General features: G+C 67.3%; 17 protein-coding genes. 16 read left to right on the top strand and 1 reads right to left on the bottom strand.

Annotated features, from left to right (window positions below; all coding sequences use genetic code 11):
• Nucleotides 1-107 precede the first annotated feature (107 nt).
• From PGN37_RS10000 to nuoN, 14 genes are all read left to right on the top strand, one after another.
• Nucleotides 108-482 (top strand): NADH-quinone oxidoreductase subunit A, encoded by a 375-nt coding sequence (locus PGN37_RS10000; RefSeq protein ID WP_221356024.1) that lies wholly within the window; start codon nt 108-110, stop codon nt 480-482.
• Nucleotides 473-1,027: a NuoB/complex I 20 kDa subunit family protein gene (locus PGN37_RS09995; protein ID WP_335330875.1), complete on the top strand. Its 555-nt coding sequence runs from the start codon at nt 473-475 to the stop codon at nt 1,025-1,027. The genes PGN37_RS10000 and PGN37_RS09995 overlap by 10 nt, the downstream gene beginning before the upstream one ends.
• Before the next feature lie 28 nt (nt 1,028-1,055).
• Nucleotides 1,056-1,727, top strand: a complete 672-nt coding sequence (locus PGN37_RS09990; RefSeq protein ID WP_335330874.1) for an NADH-quinone oxidoreductase subunit C — start codon at nt 1,056-1,058, stop codon at nt 1,725-1,727.
• Nucleotides 1,727-3,055, top strand: a complete 1,329-nt coding sequence (gene nuoD, locus PGN37_RS09985) for an NADH dehydrogenase (quinone) subunit D (RefSeq protein ID WP_335330873.1) — start codon at nt 1,727-1,729, stop codon at nt 3,053-3,055. The genes PGN37_RS09990 and nuoD overlap by 1 nt, the downstream gene beginning before the upstream one ends.
• Before the next feature lie 4 nt (nt 3,056-3,059).
• On the top strand, nt 3,060-3,962 hold the full coding sequence (nuoE, locus tag PGN37_RS09980; protein ID WP_442932899.1) for an NADH-quinone oxidoreductase subunit NuoE: 903 nt from the start codon (nt 3,060-3,062) through the stop codon (nt 3,960-3,962).
• The gene (gene nuoF / locus PGN37_RS09975; RefSeq protein WP_335330871.1) at nt 3,959-5,278 is read left to right on the top strand and encodes an NADH-quinone oxidoreductase subunit NuoF; all 1,320 of its coding nucleotides are present in this window, start codon (nt 3,959-3,961) and stop codon (nt 5,276-5,278) included. Before nuoE ends, nuoF begins: the two co-directional genes overlap by 4 nt.
• Before the next feature lie 66 nt (nt 5,279-5,344).
• The gene (locus PGN37_RS09970; protein WP_335330870.1) at nt 5,345-7,777 is read left to right on the top strand and encodes an NADH-quinone oxidoreductase subunit G; all 2,433 of its coding nucleotides are present in this window, start codon (nt 5,345-5,347) and stop codon (nt 7,775-7,777) included.
• A complete protein-coding gene (gene nuoH, locus PGN37_RS09965; RefSeq protein ID WP_335330869.1) occupies nt 7,774-9,021 on the top strand; it encodes an NADH-quinone oxidoreductase subunit NuoH in 1,248 nt (415 codons plus the stop codon). Before PGN37_RS09970 ends, nuoH begins: the two co-directional genes overlap by 4 nt.
• Nucleotides 9,014-9,532: an NADH-quinone oxidoreductase subunit NuoI gene (gene nuoI, locus PGN37_RS09960; protein WP_335330868.1), complete on the top strand. Its 519-nt coding sequence runs from the start codon at nt 9,014-9,016 to the stop codon at nt 9,530-9,532. Before nuoH ends, nuoI begins: the two co-directional genes overlap by 8 nt.
• Nucleotides 9,533-9,541: 9 nt before the next feature.
• A complete protein-coding gene (locus PGN37_RS09955) occupies nt 9,542-10,294 on the top strand; it encodes an NADH-quinone oxidoreductase subunit J (protein ID WP_335330867.1) in 753 nt (250 codons plus the stop codon).
• Nucleotides 10,291-10,590, top strand: a complete 300-nt coding sequence (nuoK, locus tag PGN37_RS09950) for an NADH-quinone oxidoreductase subunit NuoK (RefSeq protein WP_335330866.1) — start codon at nt 10,291-10,293, stop codon at nt 10,588-10,590. Before PGN37_RS09955 ends, nuoK begins: the two co-directional genes overlap by 4 nt.
• A 100-nt stretch (nt 10,591-10,690) precedes the next feature.
• A complete protein-coding gene (gene nuoL, locus PGN37_RS09945) occupies nt 10,691-12,571 on the top strand; it encodes an NADH-quinone oxidoreductase subunit L (protein WP_335330865.1) in 1,881 nt (626 codons plus the stop codon).
• Entirely contained in the window at nt 12,565-14,145 is a 1,581-nt protein-coding gene (locus PGN37_RS09940; RefSeq protein ID WP_335330864.1) for an NADH-quinone oxidoreductase subunit M, read from the top strand. Before nuoL ends, PGN37_RS09940 begins: the two co-directional genes overlap by 7 nt.
• The gene (gene nuoN, locus PGN37_RS09935) at nt 14,142-15,716 is read left to right on the top strand and encodes an NADH-quinone oxidoreductase subunit NuoN (protein ID WP_335330863.1); all 1,575 of its coding nucleotides are present in this window, start codon (nt 14,142-14,144) and stop codon (nt 15,714-15,716) included. Before PGN37_RS09940 ends, nuoN begins: the two co-directional genes overlap by 4 nt.
• Before the next feature lie 71 nt (nt 15,717-15,787).
• Here nuoN and PGN37_RS09930 read toward each other — a convergent pair whose 3' ends face one another.
• On the bottom strand, nt 15,788-16,390 hold the full coding sequence (locus PGN37_RS09930) for a TetR/AcrR family transcriptional regulator (RefSeq protein WP_335330862.1): 603 nt from the start codon (nt 16,388-16,390) through the stop codon (nt 15,788-15,790).
• A 135-nt stretch (nt 16,391-16,525) separates the two neighbouring features.
• Between PGN37_RS09930 and PGN37_RS09925 the strand changes: the two genes are divergently transcribed.
• Both PGN37_RS09925 and PGN37_RS09920 read left to right on the top strand, forming a co-directional pair.
• A complete protein-coding gene (locus PGN37_RS09925; protein WP_335330972.1) occupies nt 16,526-17,605 on the top strand; it encodes a phosphotransferase family protein in 1,080 nt (359 codons plus the stop codon).
• Nucleotides 17,605-18,720 carry a hypothetical protein gene (locus PGN37_RS09920; RefSeq protein WP_335330861.1) on the top strand — a complete coding sequence of 372 codons (1,116 nt, stop codon included), beginning with the start codon at nt 17,605-17,607 and terminating at the stop codon, nt 18,718-18,720. Before PGN37_RS09925 ends, PGN37_RS09920 begins: the two co-directional genes overlap by 1 nt.
• Nucleotides 18,721-18,777: the final 57 nt, after the last annotated feature.

Here is an 18,777-nt window from a genome sequence, read left to right as displayed (position 1 = left end):
CTGGCACTCCTTTAGAGATACTCATCAAAATGTGTGGCGTGGGTCGCTATCGGGGTTAGGGTGTGGGAAAGCTCACATCGACAGCCCGCGAGGAGCTCCTACGCAGCATGAGCCTCTATACGCCCATCCTGGTGCTTGGTGCGATAGCTGCCGTGTTCGCCGTCGGTTCGGTGGGCATCGCGGTCCTCATCGGCCCGCGCCGCTACAACCGCGCCAAGCTCGAGGCCTACGAGTGCGGCATCGAACCGATGGACGCCTCCGATCCCGCGGCGGCGGCCACGGGCCAGCGCTTCCCGATCCGCTACTACCTGACGGCGATGCTGTTCATCGTCTTCGACATCGAAATCGTGTTCCTGTACCCGTGGGCCGTCGCCTTCGACAGTCTCGGAGTGTTCGCCCTGGTCGAGATGCTGTTGTTCATGGTGATCGTCTTCGTTGCCTACGCGTACGTGTGGCGCAGAGGAGGCTTGCAATGGGACTAGAGGAACGGTTGCCCGGCGGCATCCTGCTCTCCACGCTGGAAGCGGTCGCAGGGTACGTCCGCAAGGGCTCGTTGTGGCCGGCGACGTTCGGGCTGGCCTGCTGTGCGATCGAGATGATGGCGACGGCGGGTCCGCGTTTCGACATCTCACGCTTCGGTATGGAGCGCTTCTCGGCTACTCCGCGGCAGGCCGATCTGATGATCGTCGCGGGCCGGGTCAGCCAGAAGATGGCCCCGGTGCTGCGCCAGATCTACGACCAGATGGCCGAGCCAAAATGGGTCTTGGCCATGGGCGTGTGCGCGTCGTCCGGCGGGATGTTCAACAACTACGCAGTGGTGCAGGGCGTCGACCATGTGGTGCCCGTCGACATCTACCTGCCCGGGTGCCCGCCCCGGCCGGAGATGCTGTTGCACGCGATCCTCAAGTTGCACGACAAGATTCAGCAGATGCCCCTCGGCGTCAATCGTGAGGAGGCCGTCAGGGAGGCGGAGCAGGCAGCGCTCGCTGTGCGGCCGACCATCGAGCTGAAGGGCCTGTTGAGGTGATGAGCGCTTGCGCGAAGAACAGGCAATCGTGACCGGCAGCGAGGGCCCCGAGGTGATCGGTGTGCGGCGCGGCATGTTCGGCGCCCACGGCAGCGGGGACACCTCCGGATACGGCCGTCTGGTTCGTCCCGTGGCGTTGCCAGGCAGCACACCTCGACCGTACGGCAGCTACTTCGACGATGTCGTCGACGCGCTGAGCGCCAGCCTGGGCGAGGACGCGATGGCCGAGGCGATCGAGAGGGTCATCGTGCATCGCGGCGAGCTCACCCTCGAGGTTCACCGCGAGCGATTGGTCGACGTCGCGCAGGCACTGCGTGATGACGCGGCCCTGCGTTTCGAACTCTGCCTGGGGGTCAACGGCGTGCACTATCCCGCCGACACCGGGCGGGAACTGCATGCGGTGTATCCATTGATGTCGATCACCCACAATCGCCGCGTCCGAGTGGAAGTCGCTGCGCCCGACACTGATCCGCACATCCCGTCACTGTTCTCGGTCTACCCGACAACGGACTGGCACGAGCGGGAGACCTACGACTTCTTCGGCATCATCTTCGACGGGCACCCGGCGCTGACCAGGATCGAGATGCCCGACGACTGGGTGGGCCATCCCCAGCGCAAGGACTATCCGCTGGGCGGCGTGCCGGTGGAATACCACGGCGCCCAGATCCCGCCGCCCGATCAGCGGAGGTCCTACAACTGATGACCACATCACAGCACCGCCCGGAGAGGGTGGTCGTCGTCGGCGGCCAGGACTGGGACCAGGTCGTCACCGCAGCCCGCGAGAACGCCGCCGAACACGCCGGTGAGCGGATCGTGGTCAACATGGGACCGCAGCACCCCTCGACACACGGGGTGCTGCGCCTGATCCTCGAGATCGAGGGCGAGACCATCGTCGAGGCCCGGTGCGGGATCGGCTATCTACACACCGGTATCGAGAAGAATCTCGAATTCCGAACGTGGACACAGGGTGTCACCTTCGTGACCCGGATGGACTATCTGTCGCCGTTCTTCAACGAGACCGTGTACTGCCTGGGCGTGGAGAAGCTGCTCGACATCACCGACGCGATCCCCGAACGGGCGTCGGTGATCCGGGTGATGATGATGGAGCTCAACCGGATCTCCAGCCATCTGGTCGCGTTGGCCACCGGCGGCATGGAATTGGGCGCGATGACGGCGATGTTCCTCGGCTTCCGGGAGCGCGAACTCATCCTGTCGGTGTTCGAGACGATCACGGGCCTGCGGATGAACCATGCCTACATCCGGCCGGGTGGTGTCGCCGTCGATCTGCCCGACGAGGCGATGCCGCAGTTGCACGAGCTCTTGACGCTGCTGCCCGAGCGGCTGCGCGACATGGAGAACCTGCTCAACGAGAACTACATCTGGAAGGCGCGCACCCTCGGGGTCGGTTATCTCGATCTCACCGGATGCATGGCACTGGGTATCACGGGCCCGGTGCTGCGCTCGACGGGGCTTCCGCACGATCTGCGGAAATCGCAGCCCTACTGCGGATACGAGACCTACGACTTCGACGTCATCACCGACGATCGCTGTGATTCGTACGGGCGCTATCTGATTCGGGTCAAGGAGATGCGTGAGTCGATCAAGATCGTCAGGCAGTGCGTGGAGCGGCTCGAGGGAATGGCCGGTGCGCCGGTGATGATCGACGACAAGAAGCTGGCCTGGCCGGCCGACCTGAAGGTGGGGCCGGACGGTCTGGGTAACTCCAATGAGCACATCGCGAAGATCATGGGGCGGTCGATGGAAGGCCTGATCCACCACTTCAAGATCGTGACCGAGGGGTTCCGGGTGCCGGCCGGGCAGGTGTACACGGCCGTCGAATCCCCGCGGGGTGAACTCGGCGTGCACATGGTCTCCGACGGCGGAACGCGGCCGTATCGCGTGCACTACCGCGACCCGTCGTTCACGAATCTGCAGGCCGTAGCGGCGATGTGCGAGGGCGGCATGGTCGCCGACGCGATCGCGGCGGTGGCGTCGATCGATCCGGTGATGGGCGGGGTGGATCGATGAGCGCTTGCGCGAAGAGACGAGGGCAGGACTAGTGAGTGTTTTCCTCGAGCTCGGTCAGCGTCCCGACGAACCGGGACCGCCGATCCACGGCCCGGCGACGTATCCGTCCGACGTCACGGCGCGGCTGACGCAGGACGCGGGCGAGATCGTCGGCCGCTACCCTGACGCACGATCGGCTCTGCTGCCGCTGCTGCACCTGGTGCAGGCCGAGGACGGCTATCTCACTCCCGCCGGAATCGCTTTCTGCGCAGGGCACTTGGGCCTGACGCCGGCCGAGGTGACGGCTGTCGCGACGTTCTACTCGATGTACCGTCGCACCCCCACGGGTGACTATCTGGTGGGGGTTTGCACCAACACGCTGTGTGCGGTGATGGGAGGGGATGCGATCCTCGATTCACTGCAGGAGCATCTCGGGATTCTCGCCGGGCAGAGCACGCTGGACGGCCGGATCACACTGGAGCACGTCGAGTGCAACGCGGCGTGCGACTACGCCCCCGTCGTGATGGTGAATTGGGAGTTCTTCGACAACCAGACCCCGTCGTCGGCGCGTGAGCTGGTGGACGCGTTGCAGGCTGGGCAGCCACCGGCGCCGTCACGGAGCGGATCGCTGTGCACGTTCCGCGAGACCGCGAGAGTGCTTGCCGGCGTCGGTGATTCCGCCGGTGTCGACGACGCGGGGAGTGCAGGTGCCGCGACGCTGGCAGGTCTGCGGATCGCCCGGGAGCGCGGCATGAGCGCGCCCGATGCCGACGGGCCGGCCACCGACAGCGTCGCCGATCCCCCGGGCCACGAACAGGCCGAGGCGACCGAGGCCGTCAAGGACCAGCCGGCACCCGCGCCGTCGGCCGAAGTCCCTGCGCGCGGGCAGACCGCTGATACCGATCCGACTGCGACGGATGCCTCATGACCGTCTTGACGCCGGTGCTCAGCAGCTTCTGGGACGAACCGCAACCGTGGAGCATGGACACCTATCGCCGCCACGGTGGCTACGAGGCACTCGGGAAAGCCCTGGAGATGGGTCCCGACGCGGTGATCACGACCGTCAAGGACTCGGGGTTGCGCGGTCGCGGCGGCGCGGGCTTCCCGACGGGCACGAAGTGGTCGTTCATCCCGCAAGGAGACGAGGGCGCGGCCGCCAAGCCGCACTACCTGGTGATCAACGCCGACGAGTCGGAGCCCGGCACCTGCAAAGACATGCCGCTGATGTTGACCACGCCGCACTTCCTGGTCGAGGGAGCGATCATCGCGGCGTATGCGATCCGCGCCCACCACGCATTCATCTATCTGCGGGGCGAGGTCGTTCCGGTGCTGCGCCGGTTGCAGGCCGCCGTCGCGGAGGCGTATGCGGCCGGTTATCTGGGCACGGACATCGCCGGGTCGGGCTTCGATCTGGAGCTCGTGGTGCACGCCGGGGCGGGCGCCTACATCTGTGGCGAGGAGACCGCGCTGCTGGATTCACTGGAGGGACGGCGGGGGCAACCGCGGCTGCGGCCACCGTTCCCCGCGGTCGCCGGTCTGTACGCCTGCCCGACGGTGGTCAACAACGTCGAGTCGATCGCGAGCGTGCCGCCGATCCTGCGCAACGGCGTGGATTGGTTCCGTTCCATGGGGTCGGAGAAATCGCCCGGCTTCACGCTGTATTCGCTGTCGGGCCATGTCACGACACCGGGCCAGTACGAGGCGCCGCTGGGCATCACGCTGCGCGAGTTGCTGTCCTTCGCCGGCGGGGTGCGGGCCGGTCACGAGCTGAAGTTCTGGACTCCGGGAGGGTCGTCGACCCCGCTGCTGACCGCTGAGCACCTCGACGTGCCCCTCGATTACGAGGGAATGGCGGGTGTCGGGTCGATGCTCGGCACCAAGGCGTTGCAGATCTTCGACGACACCACGTGTGTGGTGCGTGCGGTGCGGCGCTGGACGCAGTTCTACGCCCACGAGTCGTGCGGTAAGTGCACGCCGTGCCGCGAGGGCACCTACTGGTTGGCGCAGATCTACGAGCGACTGGAGACGGGCCGGGGCACCGAGGAGGACCTCGACAAGCTGCTCGACATCTCCGACAACATCTTCGGTAAGTCGTTCTGCGCACTCGGTGACGGTGCGGCGAGCCCGATTCTGTCTTCGCTCAAGTACTTCCGCGACGAGTACGAGGCGCATCTCGGCGGGGCCGGGTGCCCCTTCGATCCGTACGCGTCGATGCTGGCCGCACCCGAAGGAGTCGGCGCATGAGGGTGGTTTCTGTGCGCGAGCAGACGCGAGCTCGAGTGGACACGCGGGGAGAAAGGTGGGGCTCGCATGACGCTGGCTGAGCACAGTCACGACGCCCCGGCAGTCGAGATGGTCACGCTCACCATCGACGACACCGAGGTCAGTGTGCCCAAGGGCACGTTGGTGATCCGCGCGGCCGAGCTCATGGGCGTGCAAATCCCCCGGTTCTGTGACCATCCCCTGCTCGACCCCGTCGGCGCATGCCGGCAGTGCCTGGTCGAGGTCGAGGGACAGCGAAAGCCGTTGGCGTCGTGCACGACGACGGTCTCACCCGACATGGTGGTACGCACCCAGTTCACCTCGGAAGCGGCCGACAAGGCGCAGCACGGGGTGATGGAACTGCTGCTGATCAACCACCCGCTGGACTGCCCGATCTGCGACAAGGGCGGCGAGTGCCCCCTGCAGAACCAGGCGATGTCGCACGGCCGCAGCGAAACTCGCTTCGAGGACGTCAAGCGCACGTTCCCGAAGCCGATCGCGATTTCGTCGGAAGTGCTGCTCGACCGCGAACGCTGCGTGCTGTGCGCCCGGTGCACCCGGTTCTCCGACCAGATCGCCGGCGACCGCTTCATCGACCTGCTCGAGCGCGGAGCGAGCCAGCAGGTCGGCATCGCCACCGGCGAACCGTTCCAGTCGTACTTCTCGGGTAACACGGTGCAGATCTGCCCGGTCGGCGCGCTGACGGGCACCGCGTACCGGTTCCGGGCCCGGCCGTTCGACCTGGTGTCCAGCCCGAGTGTGTGCGAACACTGCGCCTCGGGATGTGCGCAGCGCACCGACCATCGCCGCGGAAAGGTGTTGCGCCGCCTCGCCGGTGACGATCCCGAGGTGAACGAGGAGTGGAACTGCGATAAGGGCCGCTGGGCGTTCACCTACGCCGCGGTCGGCGATCGAATCGCCACACCGCTGATGCGCGAGGGCGGCGTCCTGCGCCCCGCGTCGTGGTCCGAGGCGCTCAGCGTCACGGCGAGCAGGCTCGCCGCGGCGCAGGGCCGCGCCGGGGTGCTCGTCGGTGGCCGCTGCACCGCGGAGGACGCCTACACCTACGCAAAGTTTACTCGGATCGTGCTGGGCAGCAACGACATCGACTTCCGCGTTCGCCCGCTCAGCGACGAGGAGACGGCCTTCCTGGGCGCTCATGTCGCGGGCCTGCCGATGGACGTCACGTACTCCGACCTGGAGAAGGCGCCGGCCGTTCTGCTCGCCGGCTTCGAGCCCGAAGACGAGTCACCGATCGTGTTCCTGCGGCTGCGCAAGGCGGTCCGCAAGCGTGGCCTGCGGGTGCTGTCGGTGGCGCCGTTCGCCTCGCGCGGGCTGCACAAGCTGTCCGGTGCGCTGGTGCCCGCCGCGCCGGGCGGCGAGGCCGCCGCGCTCGACGGGTTGGCCGGCGACGAGCTGGTGTCGATGCCCGGCGCGCTGATCCTGGTCGGTGAGCGGCTCGCAGCTGCACCCGGCGCGCTGTCAGCCGCGGCGCGATTGGCGGCGAGCACCGGGGCGCGGTTGGCGTGGATCCCGCGCCGGGCCGGCGACCGCGGCGCTGTGGACGCCGGAGCGCTCCCCACCCTGCTGCCCGGTGGCCACCCGGTGGCCGATGACGCCGCCCGGACTCTGATGGCGACGGCGTGGAACGTCGACGCGCTGCCGGCACAGCCCGGACGCGACACCACCGGGATACTGGCGGCCGCCGCAGCCGGGGACCTCGATGCGCTGCTGGTCGGCGGAGTCGACCTCGACGACCTTCCGGACCCCGCGGCCGCGCGCGCCGCGCTCGATGCGGCACCGTTCGTCGTCAGCCTCGAAATGCGTCGCAGCGCCGTCACCGACCGAGCCGACGTGGTGTTCCCCGTCGCGCCGGTCGTGGAGAAGGCCGGTTCATTCGTCAACTGGGAGGGGCGGATTCGCCCCTTCGAACCGGCGCTGCAGACCAACGCGCTGTCCGATTTCCGGGTGCTCGGTTTCCTCGCCGACGAGCTCGGCATCGATCTGGGCACCCCGTCGGCAGCAGCCGTCGCGGCCGACCGGGCCCGCGTCGGCCTGTGGTCGGGCGCCCGCGCCGGCGCCGACGGACCGAGTGCGCAACAGCAGCCCGAACCGGCTGCCGGGCAGGCGGTCCTCGCGACATGGCGGTTGCTGCTCGACCAGGGGCGGTTACAGGACGGCGAGCCTCATCTCGCCGGGACCGCGCACGCGGCGGTCGCGCGCATGTCCGCGACGACGGCCGCCGAGATCGCCGTGCAGCCTGGCGATTCGGTGACGGTGTCGACCGAGCGCGGTGCGATCACGCTGCCGCTGATGGTCACCGACATGGCCGACCGGGTGGTGTGGTTGCCGACGAACTCACCCGGGTGCGCGGTGCACGACACGTTGGGTGTGACGTCGGGGGCCTTGGTTTCGTTAGAACGGGCTCCGATAGAGCGGGTTTCGATAGAACAGGCGTCGATCGGACGGGAGCAGTCGTGACGTACCCCGATCCCACGCTGTTCGGCCACGATCCGTGGTGGCTGATCCTGGCGAAGTCGCTCGGCATCTTCGTGTTCCTGCTGCTGACGGTGCTCACTGCCATCCTGTTGGAACGAAAGATCCTGGGCCGCATGCAGATGCGGTTGGGCCCCAACCGGGTCGGTCCGCGCGGGCTGCTGCAGTCACTGGCCGACGGGGTCAAACTCGCGTTGAAGGAAGGTCTCATCCCCGCCGGGGTGGACAAGTGGATCTATCTGGCCGCACCGGTCATCTCGGTGATCCCCGCGTTCATGGCATTCGCGGTGATCCCGATGGGCGGCGAGGTGTCGGTGTTCGGCCACCGCACGGCCCTGCAATTGACGGATCTCCCGGTGGCGGTGCTCTACATCCTCGCCGTCACCTCGATCGGCGTGTACGGCATCGTGCTCGCGGGTTGGGCGTCAGGCTCGGTGTACCCGCTGCTGGGTGGGTTGCGTTCGTCGGCGCAGGTGGTCTCCTACGAGATCGCGATGGCGCTGTCGTTCGCCGCGGTGTTCATCTACTCGGGCACCATGTCCACCTCGGGCATCGTCGCCGCGCAGGAGAACACCTGGTTCGTGTTCCTGCTGCTGCCGTCGTTCCTGGTCTATTTGACCTCGATGGTGGGCGAAACCAACCGGGCGCCTTTTGATCTGCCGGAAGCCGAGGGCGAACTCGTCGGCGGCTTCCACACCGAGTACTCGTCTCTGAAGTTCGCGATGTTCATGCTCGCCGAATACGTCAACATGACCACGGTGTCGGCGTTGGCCACCACCCTGTTCCTCGGCGGGTGGCATGCGCCGTGGCCGCTGAGCCTGTGGGACGGCGCCAATTCCGGGTGGTGGCCGCTGCTGTGGTTCACCGCCAAGGTCTGGGTGTTCCTGTTCGTGTTCATGTGGCTACGCGCGACGCTGCCCCGGATGCGGTACGACCAGTTCATGGCGCTGGGGTGGAAGATCCTGATCCCGGTGTCGCTGGCCTGGATCATGGTGGTCGCCGTCACCCGGTCTCTCGGCGACGAGGGGCTGCCGACGTGGGTGACGGCGCTGATCGGTCTCGCCGCGGTCGTGCTCGCGGCGCTGGTGACATTCGCATGGCGATCCCGGCGTGCGCGCCGGGAAGCGTCCTCCCCCAGCCCTGTCCCCCCGCAGGTGTCGGGCGCCTTCCCGGTCCCCCCGATGCCCCCGATGTCCTCGTTGTCCCAGAAGGAGCGTGCCGATGCCTAGGTTCCTCGACGCGATCGCAGGATTCGCCGTCACCTTCGGGTCGATGTTCAAAAAGCCTGTCACCGAGGAGTATCCGGAGAAACCGGGACCTGTCGCGAAGCGCTACCACGGCCGCCACCAGCTCAACCGGTACGCCGACGGTCTCGAGAAGTGCATCGGGTGTGAGCTGTGCGCGTGGGCCTGCCCGGCCGACGCGATCTTCGTCGAAGGCGCCGACAACACCGAGGAGGAGCGCTTCTCCCCCGGCGAGCGGTACGGCAGGGTCTATCAGATCAACTATCTGCGGTGCATCGGCTGCGGGCTGTGCATCGAGGCCTGCCCGACCCGCGCGCTGACGATGACCAATGACTACGAGTTGGCCGACGACAACCGGTCGGATCTGATCTACGGCAAGGACAAGCTGCTCGCCCCGCTGAGCGCCGGCATGGAGGCACCGCCGCACGCGATGGCCCCGGGTAGCACCGACGACGACTATTACCTGGGCAACATCAAGCCACTGGAGGCGCGGTGAGGGGCCGACATGGGTGAGGCGGTGCTGTTCTGGATTCTCGGCGCGGTCGCAGTGATCGGTGCACTCGGCGTCGTGTCGGCGCCGAAGGCCGTCTATTCGGCGATCTCGCTGGCCGTCACGATGATCGCGCTGGCTGTCCTCTACATCGCGCAGGACGCTCCGTTCCTCGGTGTCGTCCAGGTGGTCGTGTACACGGGCGCGGTGATGATGCTGTTCCTGTTCGTGCTGATGCTGATCGGCGTGGATTCGTCGGAGTCCCTGGTGGAAACGCTGCGTGGGCAACGCATTGCGGCACTCGTGGTCGGTGTCGGCTTCGGCGTGCTGCTGATCGCCGGGATCGGCACGGTGTCGACGACCGGATTCACCGGCCTGGCACAGGCGAACGGGAACGGCGCGAATGTGAACGGAAATGTCGAAGGCCTCGCCGTCCTGCTGTTCACGAAGTACCTGTGGGCGTTCGAACTGACGGGTGCGCTTCTCATCACGGCCGCGCTCGGGGCGATGGTGCTGGCGCATCGGGAGCGTTTCGAGCGCCGCAAGACCCAGCGCGAGCTCGCGATCGAGCGGTTCGCGCCGGGCGGGCATCCCACCACGCTGCCCAATCCCGGCGTCTATGCGCGCCACAACGCGGTCGACGTCCCCGCGCGGTTGCCCGACGGACGCGGATCGGAGCTGTCGGTCAGCGGAATTCTGCAGCTGCGCCCGATCCCCAGCGACGGCGGATCGGGCGAGCCGACTGACGGACGCCGGGAGTTGCGATGAGCCCCGACAACTACCTCTATCTGTCTGCCCTGCTGTTCACCATCGGAGCGGCCGGAGTTCTGTTGCGCCGCAACGCCATCGTGATGTTCATGTGCGTGGAGCTGATGCTCAACGCCGGTAACCTCGCGTTCGTCACGTTCTCCCGCATCCACGGCACCCTCGACGGACAGGTCGTGGCGTTCTTCACGATGGTGGTCGCCGCCTGTGAGGTCGTGATCGGGTTGGCAATCATCATGACGATCTTCCGGACGCGACGGTCGGCCAATGTCGATGACGCGAGCCTGCTGAGGAATTGATGAGCGCTCGCGCGAAGAACAGAGGGAACTGATGAGCGCTCGCGCGAAGAACAGAGGGAACTGATGAGCGCTCGCGCGAAGAACAGAGGGAACTGACCTGATGACACTTCCCGTGTGGCTGCTCATCGCCCTGCCGCTGGGCGGTGCGGCTGTCCTGTTGCTGGGCGGCCGTCGCACCGATCGGTGGGGACATCTCCTCGGTACGGCCGCCGCGTTGGCGTCGTTCGTCTGCGGTGCAGTGCTGTTCACCGGCATGGTCAACAGCCACCCAGAGGACCGCCTCGTCCACGAGGCGCTGTTCAGTTGGGTGCCCGTCGGTGCGCTGAAAGTCGACTTCGGCCTGCAACTCGACCAGTTGTCGATGTGCTTCGTGCTGTTGATCACCGGTGTCGGCTCGCTGATCCACATCTACTCGATCGGCTACATGTCGCACGACCCGGACCGCAGACGGTTTTTCGCCTACCTCAACCTGTTCCTGTCGGCGATGCTGCTGCTGGTGCTGGCCGACAACTATCTCGGCCTCTACATGGGCTGGGAGGGCGTGGGTCTGGCGTCCTACCTGCTGATCGGTTTCTGGTCGCACAAGCCGTCGGCAGCCACGGCGGCCAAGAAGGCGTTCGTCGTCAACCGGGTCGGTGACATCGGCCTCGCGGTGGCGTTGATGGTGATGTTCGCGTCGATCGGCGCCGTCTCGTTCGCCGAAGTCTTCGACGCCGCACCCCAACTCACGCAGGGCACGCTGACCGCGATCGGCCTGATGCTGCTGCTCGCCGCGTGTGGCAAGTCGGCGCAGGTGCCGCTGCAGTCGTGGCTGGGCGATGCGATGGAGGGCCCGACTCCCGTGTCGGCGCTCATCCATGCGGCCACCATGGTCACCGCCGGGGTGTACCTGATCGTGCGGTCGGCGCCGGTGTACGACCTCGCACCCCACGCGCAGACGGCGGTGGTGGTCGTCGGCGCCGTCACCCTGCTGTTCGGCGCGATCATCGGCTGCGCCAAGGACGACATCAAGAAGGCGCTCGCGGCGTCGACGATGAGCCAGATCGGCTACATGGTGCTGGCCGCCGGCCTCGGCCCGGCCGGCTACGCCTTCGCGATCATGCATCTGCTCACCCACGGATTCTTCAAGGCGGGCCTGTTCCTCGGCGCCGGCTCGGTGATGCACGCGATGGACGACGAGGTGAACATGCGGCGCTACGGCGGTCTGCGCACCGCGCTGCCGATCACGTTCGCCACCTTCGGTCTCGGCTATCTCGCGATCATCGGCATTCCCCCGCTGGCCGGCTTCTTCTCCAAGGACGGCATCATCGAGGCCGCCCTCGGCGCGGGTGGCGTGAAGGGCGTGATCCTCGGCGCGGCAACCATTCTGGGCGCCGGCATCACCGCGTTCTACATGACGCGCGTGATGCTGATGACGTTCTTCGGCGAAAAGCGTTGGGCTCAAGGCTCTCGTCCGCACGAGTCGCCCGCGGTGATGACGTGGCCGATGATCCTGCTCGCCATCGGCTCGGTGGGGGCGGGCGCGGCGTTCGCGATCGGCGGCACGCTGGAGCACTGGCTCGAACCCGTGGTCGGCGCGCACGAGGTGCACCATGTGCTGCCGGTGTGGGTCGTCACGGTGATCGTGCTGTCCGTCGTGGCGGTGGGCATCGCGGTCGCCTACCGGATGTACGGCACCCGCGCGGTGCCTGACGAGGTGCCGCAGGGCTCGGCGCTGACTGTCGCGGCGCGGCGCGACCTCTACGGTGACGCGTTCAACGAACGCGTGCTGATGGCGCCGGGCGCCCAATTGACCAGAGGCCTGACCGAACTGGACGACGAGGTCGTCGACGGCGCGGCGGGCGGGCTGGCCGCGGCGATCAGCCGCGTCTCCACCGGCCTGCGCGGCGTGCAGACCGGGTTCGCCCGGTCCTACGCGTTGTCCATGCTCGCCGGCGCGACGTTCGTCGTCGCCCTGATCCTGGCGGTGAACCTGTGGTGACATCCGTGCCGTGGATGACGGTCCTGTGGGCGGTCCCGATGGTCGGCGCGGTGGTGGTCATGCTGCTGCCCGCGGCGGCCCGATCGCTGGCGAAGTGGGTCGCCCTCGCCGTCTCTCTGGCGGTTCTCGCGGTCACCGCCGTCGTCGCGGTCGGTTTCGATCCCGGTGGCGAGCAGTACCAGTTCGTCGAGAACTACCGCTGGATACCGTCTTTCGGCACCGGGTACATCCTCGGCGTCGATGGCATCGCACTGGCCCTGGTCGTGCTCACCGCGGTACTGGTTCCCCTGCTGATCGTCGCCGGCTGGAACGATGCCGGCGATCGGATCAGCTGGGGCGGCCGTTCCGTGCACGTCTACTTCGCGCTCACGCTGGCCGTCGAGGGCATGGTGCTGATCTCGCTGGTCTCGCTGGACATCCTGCTGTTCTACGTGTTCTTCGAGGCGATGCTGATCCCGATGTACTTCCTCATCGGCGGGTTCGGCGGCCGCGAGCGTAGTAAGGCGGCGGTGAAGTTCCTGCTGTACAACCTCTTCGGCGGCCTGATCATGCTCGCCGCGGTGGTCGGCCTCTACGTCGCGACCGCGTCGAGCGACGCGTTCGACGCCGGCACATTCGACCTGAGGGCGATCGTCGCCGCGGTCGCCAGCGGCGACTTCGTGGTCAACCCGGCGGTCATGCACCTGCTCTTCGGCGGCTTCATGTTCGCGTTCGCGATCAAGGCGCCTCTGTGGCCACTGCACCGCTGGCTGCCCGACGCCGCTGTCGAGGCCACCCCGGCGAGCGCGGTGCTGATGATGGCGATCATGGACAAGGTCGGCACCTTCGGCATGATCCGGTACTGCCTCACCCTGTTTCCAGACTCCGCAACCTATTTCAGCCCGCTGATCATCACGCTCGCGGTGATCGGCATCGTCTACGGCGCGGTCGTAGCGATCGGGCAGACCGACGTGATGCGGCTGATCGCCTACACATCGATCTCGCATTTCGGCTTCATCATCCTCGGCATCTTCGTGATGACCAGCCAGGGTCAGGCCGGGTCGACGCTGTACATGGTCAACCACGGCATCTCGACGGCGGCGCTGTTCCTGATCGCCGGATTCCTGGTCTCGCGCCGAGGGTCCCGCCTCATCAGCGCCTACGGCGGTGTGCAGAAAGTCGCTCCGGTGCTCGCCGGCACGTTCCTGGTGGCGGGTCTGGCCACACTGTCGTTGCCTGGTCTGGCACCGTTCATCAGCGAATTCCTGGTGCTGATCGGCACATTCACCCGCTATCCGGTGTTCGGTGTGTTGGCCGCCAGCGCGCTCGTACTCTCCGCGATCTACATCCTGTGGACCTATCAGCGCATGATGACCGGGCCCACGCCGGAGGCGCTGGCTGACGGCGAGTCTCGGGTCACCGACCTGCGGCCCCGCGAACTCGCAGTCGTGGCACCGCTGCTCGCGCTGCTGCTGGTTCTCGGGGTGTATCCCAAGCCCGCGCTCGACGTCATCGACCCCGCGGTGACGCACACGCTCACCACGATCGACCGGCCGGATCCGGCACCTCGGACAGCGGAAGGACCGGTGCGATGAGCATGCCCACCCCGTCGGTCGAGTACAGCCTGATCGCACCGATGCTGATCGTGTTCGGCGCGGCGGTGCTCGGTGTCCTGCTGGAAGCGCTTCTGCCGCGCCAGCACCGGTATCGCGCACAGATCACACTCAGCCTCGTGGCGCTGGTCGGCGCATTCGTCGCCGTGGTGCTGGTGGCACAAGACATCGGCGGCGGCAACGGCTTTCCCGCGGTCATGGGCGCAGTGTCGATCGACAAGCCTGCGGCGTTCCTGCAGGGCACCATCCTGCTGGTGGCCGTGCTCGGTGTTCTGCTGATCGGTGAGCGTCGGATCGCGGTGCCCGATCGGGCCGATCAGGGTGACGGGTTGGACGCGTTCACCCCGCAGGCCTCGGCGATCGCCGGCAGCGTCGTCGAGAAGCAGGCCACCGCAGCGGGTGTCGTCCAGACCGAGGTGTTCCCGTTGACGATGTTCGCCGTCGGCGGGATGCTGTTGTTCCCCGCGGCCGACGACCTGCTGACGATGTTCATCGCGCTCGAGGTTCTGTCGCTGCCGCTGTACCTACTGTGCGGGCTGGCGCGTCGGCGGCGTCTGCTGTCGCAGGAATCGTCGCTGAAGTACTTTCTGCTGGGCGCGTTCTCGTCAGCCTTCTTCCTCTACGGCGCGGCCATGCTCTACGGCTACGCGGGAACCCTGTCGCTGCCCGGGATCGCCGACGCGGTGTCCGCGGACCAGGGCAGCCGCTCGCTCGCACTGGTCGGCATCGCCCTGCTATTGGTCGGCATCCTGTTCAAAGTCGGCGCGGTACCGTTCCATTCCTGGATTCCCGACGTCTACCAGGGCGCGCCGACACCGATCACGGCCTTCATGGCCGCGGCCACCAAGATCGCCGCGTTCGGTGCGATGCTGCGGGTGTTCTCGGTGGCTCTGCCCGGGCTGCACGATGATTGGCGCCCGGTGCTGTGGGCGGTCGCGATCGCGACGATGGCGGTGGGCACCATCACCGCGGTCACGCAGAACGACGTGAAGCGCATCCTGGCGTACTCCGCGGTTGCACACAGCGGGTTCATCCTGACCGGTGTGGTCGCCGGTACCGAGTCGGGTCTGTCCGCGACGCTGTTCTATCTGTTCGCCTACGGGTTCTCCACCGTGGGCGCGTTCGCGGTGGTCGGTCTGGTGCGTGACGCCGACGGCGAGGAGGACACCGCGCTGGCCCGGTGGGCCGGGCTGGGCAAGCGGTATCCGTTGGTGGGCATCGTCTTCTCGCTGTTCCTGTTGGCGTTCGCGGGGATTCCGCTCACCAGCGGGTTCGTCAGCAAGTTCGCGGTGTTCAAGGCCGCCGGCGAGGGCGGCGCGGTCCCGTTGGTGGTGGTCGGTGTGATCGCCAGCGCGATCGCGGCGTACTTCTACGTGCGGGTGATCGTGCTGATGTTCTTCACCGACCGCCCGGACGATGCGCCGACCGTGGTGGCGCCCAGCGTGCTGACGACGGGCGTGGTCGCGGTGACCGCGATCGTGACGTTCCTGCTCGGCGCTCTGCCCCAACCGCTGCTCGACATCGTCGACGCGGCGGGCCGATTCCTGCCCTGACGGGCCGCGAGCGCGCGCGACCTGCCAGCTGTGGCGGCGCGTCTGCGTGCAAACCCGCTCGCTCGCCGGGGCTAGGCGACCACTCCGTGCAGCAGGATCGAGGTGGTGCTGTCCACCCACGCCGGGCTCGCCAGGTAGTCGGGGGCCTGCAGCATCGCCAACATCGTTGCGCCGCCGATCAAATGGACCAACCCGTCGGGGTCGACGTCTTCGCGGACCTCACCACGTTCCACGGCGTCGCGCAGTCGTGACCGCACCGCGTCGAACAGGCCCGTGAACCGGGCGCTGACGCGGCCCAGCAACGCAGGGTCGGCGGACACATCGGAGATCAGCCCGGGCAGCGCGGCCGCGACGACCGGGCTGGTGAACACGTCGCGCGCGGCCGTCACCATGGCTCGCAGATCGGCGGCGATGTCGCCCGGCGGCGTGTCGATCGCCGTGGGCGTCACCGGGAAGACCGCCTCGTGGATGAGCTCAGCCTTGCTCGACCACCGGCGGTAGAGCGCGGTCTTGGTGGTCCCTGCCCGTTCGGCGACTGCTGCCATCGTCACGTTGGGATAGCCGATTTCGACCAGCAGATCAGCGGTGGCGCGCAGAATGGCGGCGTCGATGCGGGGGTCGCGTGGACGTCCGGCGCTCGGGGGCTTGTCAGCCGAGGGCAGGTCTGCTTTCATAACGCTACCCACCGTAACGTATTCGGGGTGCCGCGGCGTCGGATCCGTGGCGGGAAGGACATTCTCGTGCCCAGCCAGAACGGCGGCGACCCCGCGGTTGAAGACGTCGACCGGCTCCAGCGGTCCAGCCGCGACATGGCGGACGTGCCGGCCACCCTGTCGCGATGGTTGTCGTCATTGATGCCCGACACCACGCCGGAGATCACCGTCGACAGCGGCATCGACGCCAACGGCATGTCGTCGGAAACCATCCTGCTGTCGGGCCGCTGGATGCAGGGCGGCACCCAGGTCGAGCAGAGCTGGGTTGCTCGCGTCGCCCCGTCGGAGGCCGATGTCCCGGTGTTCGAGCACTATCGGCTCGACCACCAGCACGAGGTCATTCGGCTGGTCGGTGAACTGACCGACGTGCCGGTGCCGCAGGTGCGCTGGCTCGAACCGACCGGAGACGTACTCGGACGGCCGTTCTTCCTGATGGACCGCGTCGACGGGATCGTGCCTCCCGACGTCATGCCCTACACGTTCGGGGGCAACTGGCTCTTCGACGCCGACCCGGCGCAGCAGCGCCGCCTCCAGGACGAAACCATCGCGGTGCTGGCGAAGCTGCATGCGATCCCGAACGCGCAGCAGACATTCGGCTTCCTGCAGGACGTGGACCCGCCCGGCGAGACGGCGCTGCACCGGCACTTCGGCTGGTTGAAGAACTGGTATGAGTTCAGCGTGCCCGACATCGGCCGCGCACCCCTGGTCGAACGCGCTCTGGCGTGGCTCGACGAGAACTTCCCCGACGACGTCGCAGCCGCGGAATCCGTTCTGGTGTGGGGTGATTCGCGTATCGGCAACGTGATGTACCGGGACTTCTCCCCCGTCGCCGTCCTCGACTGGGAGATGGCGACCGTGGGCCCCCGCGAGTTCGACGTCGCGTGGCTGTCGTTCGCGCACATGGTGTTCCAAGAACTCACCAAACTCGCCGGCCTGCCCGGAATGCCGGACTTCCTGGCAGACGACGACATCCGCGCCACCTATGCCGAACTGACCGGCGTCGAGATCGGTGACCTGCGGTGGTTCCACGTCTACTCCGCGGTGGTGTGGTGCTGCGTGTTCATGCGGACCGGGGCGCGGCGCGTGCACTTCGGCGAGATCGAGAAGCCCGCCGACGTCGAATCGCTGTTCTACCACGCGTCGTTGCTCAAAAGACTGTTAGGAGAGACCGTCTGATGCTCGGACCCATGGATGAATATCCGCTACACCAGGTTCCGCAGCCGATCGCGTGGCCCGGGTCGTCGGACCGCAACTTCTACGACCGGTCCTACTTCAACGCCCACGACCGCACCGGCGACATCTTCCTGATCAGCGGTATCGGCTACTACCCCAACCTCGGGGTGAAGGACGCTTTCTTCCTGGTGAGGCGCGGCGACACCCAGACGGCCGTCCACCTCTCCGACGCCATCGACCAGGATCGGCTCAACCAGAACGTCGGCGGCTATCGCGTCGAGGTGATCGAGCCGCTCCGCAAGCTCCGCATCGTCTGCGATGAAACCGAGGGCATCGCAGCCGATCTCACGTGGGAGGGACTGTTCGACGTCGTCCAGGAGCAGCCGCACATCATGCGCCGCGGCACCCGGGTCACGTTGGACGCGCAGCGCTTCGCTCAGGTGGGTACGTGGAGCGGGCAGCTGTCGATCGACGGTGAGGACATCACCGTCGATCCCGCGCGCTGGATCGGCACCCGCGACCGCTCCTGGGGCATCCGCCCCATCGGCGAAGCGGAGCCGGCGGGACGCCCCGACGACCCGCCGTTCGAAGGCATGTGGTGGCTCTACGTGCCGATGGCCTTCGACGACTTCGGGATCGTGATCATCATCCAGGAGGACCCGCAGGGCTACCGCTCGGTCAACGACTGCACGCGCATCTGGAAAGACGGGCGTGTAGAACAGCTCGGCTGGCCGCGCGTGAAGATCCACTACCGTTCGGGCACCCGCATCCCGACCGGCGCGACCATCGAGGCGACCGGACGTGACGGCAGGGCCGTCCATCTGGACGTCGAGTCGAAACTTCCGGTGCCGATCCACGTCGGCGGCGGCTACGGCGGTGACTCCGACTGGCTGCACGGCATGTGGAAGGGCGAACGCTTCACCGAACGGCTCACCTACGACATGACCGATCCGGCGATCATCGGCCGGGCCGGATTCGGGGTGATCGACCATGTCGGCAGGGCCGTGTGCCGGGACGCCGACGGCACCGAGCGCGAGGGATGGGGCCTGTTCGAACACGGCGCGCTCGGCCGCCACGACCCGTCCGGCTTCGCCGACTGGCTCTCCGTCGCGCCCTAGTCTGCGCCGAGACTGCATCCAGCGCGCTCCTGAGCCCCAAAAAGGCGCGCGGAATAC

It is taken from the genome of Mycobacterium kyogaense, assembly GCF_036946525.1.
Classification (GTDB): Bacteria; Actinomycetota; Actinomycetes; order Mycobacteriales; family Mycobacteriaceae; genus Mycobacterium; species Mycobacterium kyogaense_A.
Note: the sequence above shows the minus strand (reverse complement) of the source record. Positions and strands in the feature narration are given on the sequence as shown.

Excerpts from the sequence above, each read along its gene's own strand:
- PGN37_RS09955 (WP_335330867.1), top strand. The coding sequence starts at position 9,542 with ATGGGTGAGGCGGTGCTGTTCTGGATTCTCGGCGCGGTCGCAGTGATC.
- PGN37_RS09925 (WP_335330972.1), top strand. The coding sequence starts at position 16,526 with ATGGCGGACGTGCCGGCCACCCTGTCGCGATGGTTGTCGTCATTGATG.
- PGN37_RS10000 (WP_221356024.1), top strand. The coding sequence starts at position 108 with ATGAGCCTCTATACGCCCATCCTGGTGCTTGGTGCGATAGCTGCCGTG.
- nuoL (WP_335330865.1), top strand. The coding sequence starts at position 10,691 with ATGACACTTCCCGTGTGGCTGCTCATCGCCCTGCCGCTGGGCGGTGCG.
- nuoN (WP_335330863.1), top strand. The coding sequence starts at position 14,142 with ATGAGCATGCCCACCCCGTCGGTCGAGTACAGCCTGATCGCACCGATG.
- nuoD (WP_335330873.1), top strand. The coding sequence starts at position 1,727 with ATGACCACATCACAGCACCGCCCGGAGAGGGTGGTCGTCGTCGGCGGC.
- PGN37_RS09995 (WP_335330875.1), top strand. The coding sequence starts at position 473 with ATGGGACTAGAGGAACGGTTGCCCGGCGGCATCCTGCTCTCCACGCTG.
- PGN37_RS09930 (WP_335330862.1), bottom strand. The coding sequence starts at position 16,390 with ATGAAAGCAGACCTGCCCTCGGCTGACAAGCCCCCGAGCGCCGGACGT.
- nuoF (WP_335330871.1), top strand. The coding sequence starts at position 3,959 with ATGACCGTCTTGACGCCGGTGCTCAGCAGCTTCTGGGACGAACCGCAA.
- PGN37_RS09920 (WP_335330861.1), top strand. The coding sequence starts at position 17,605 with ATGCTCGGACCCATGGATGAATATCCGCTACACCAGGTTCCGCAGCCG.
- nuoI (WP_335330868.1), top strand. The coding sequence starts at position 9,014 with ATGCCTAGGTTCCTCGACGCGATCGCAGGATTCGCCGTCACCTTCGGG.
- nuoK (WP_335330866.1), top strand. The coding sequence starts at position 10,291 with ATGAGCCCCGACAACTACCTCTATCTGTCTGCCCTGCTGTTCACCATC.
- PGN37_RS09970 (WP_335330870.1), top strand. The coding sequence starts at position 5,345 with ATGACGCTGGCTGAGCACAGTCACGACGCCCCGGCAGTCGAGATGGTC.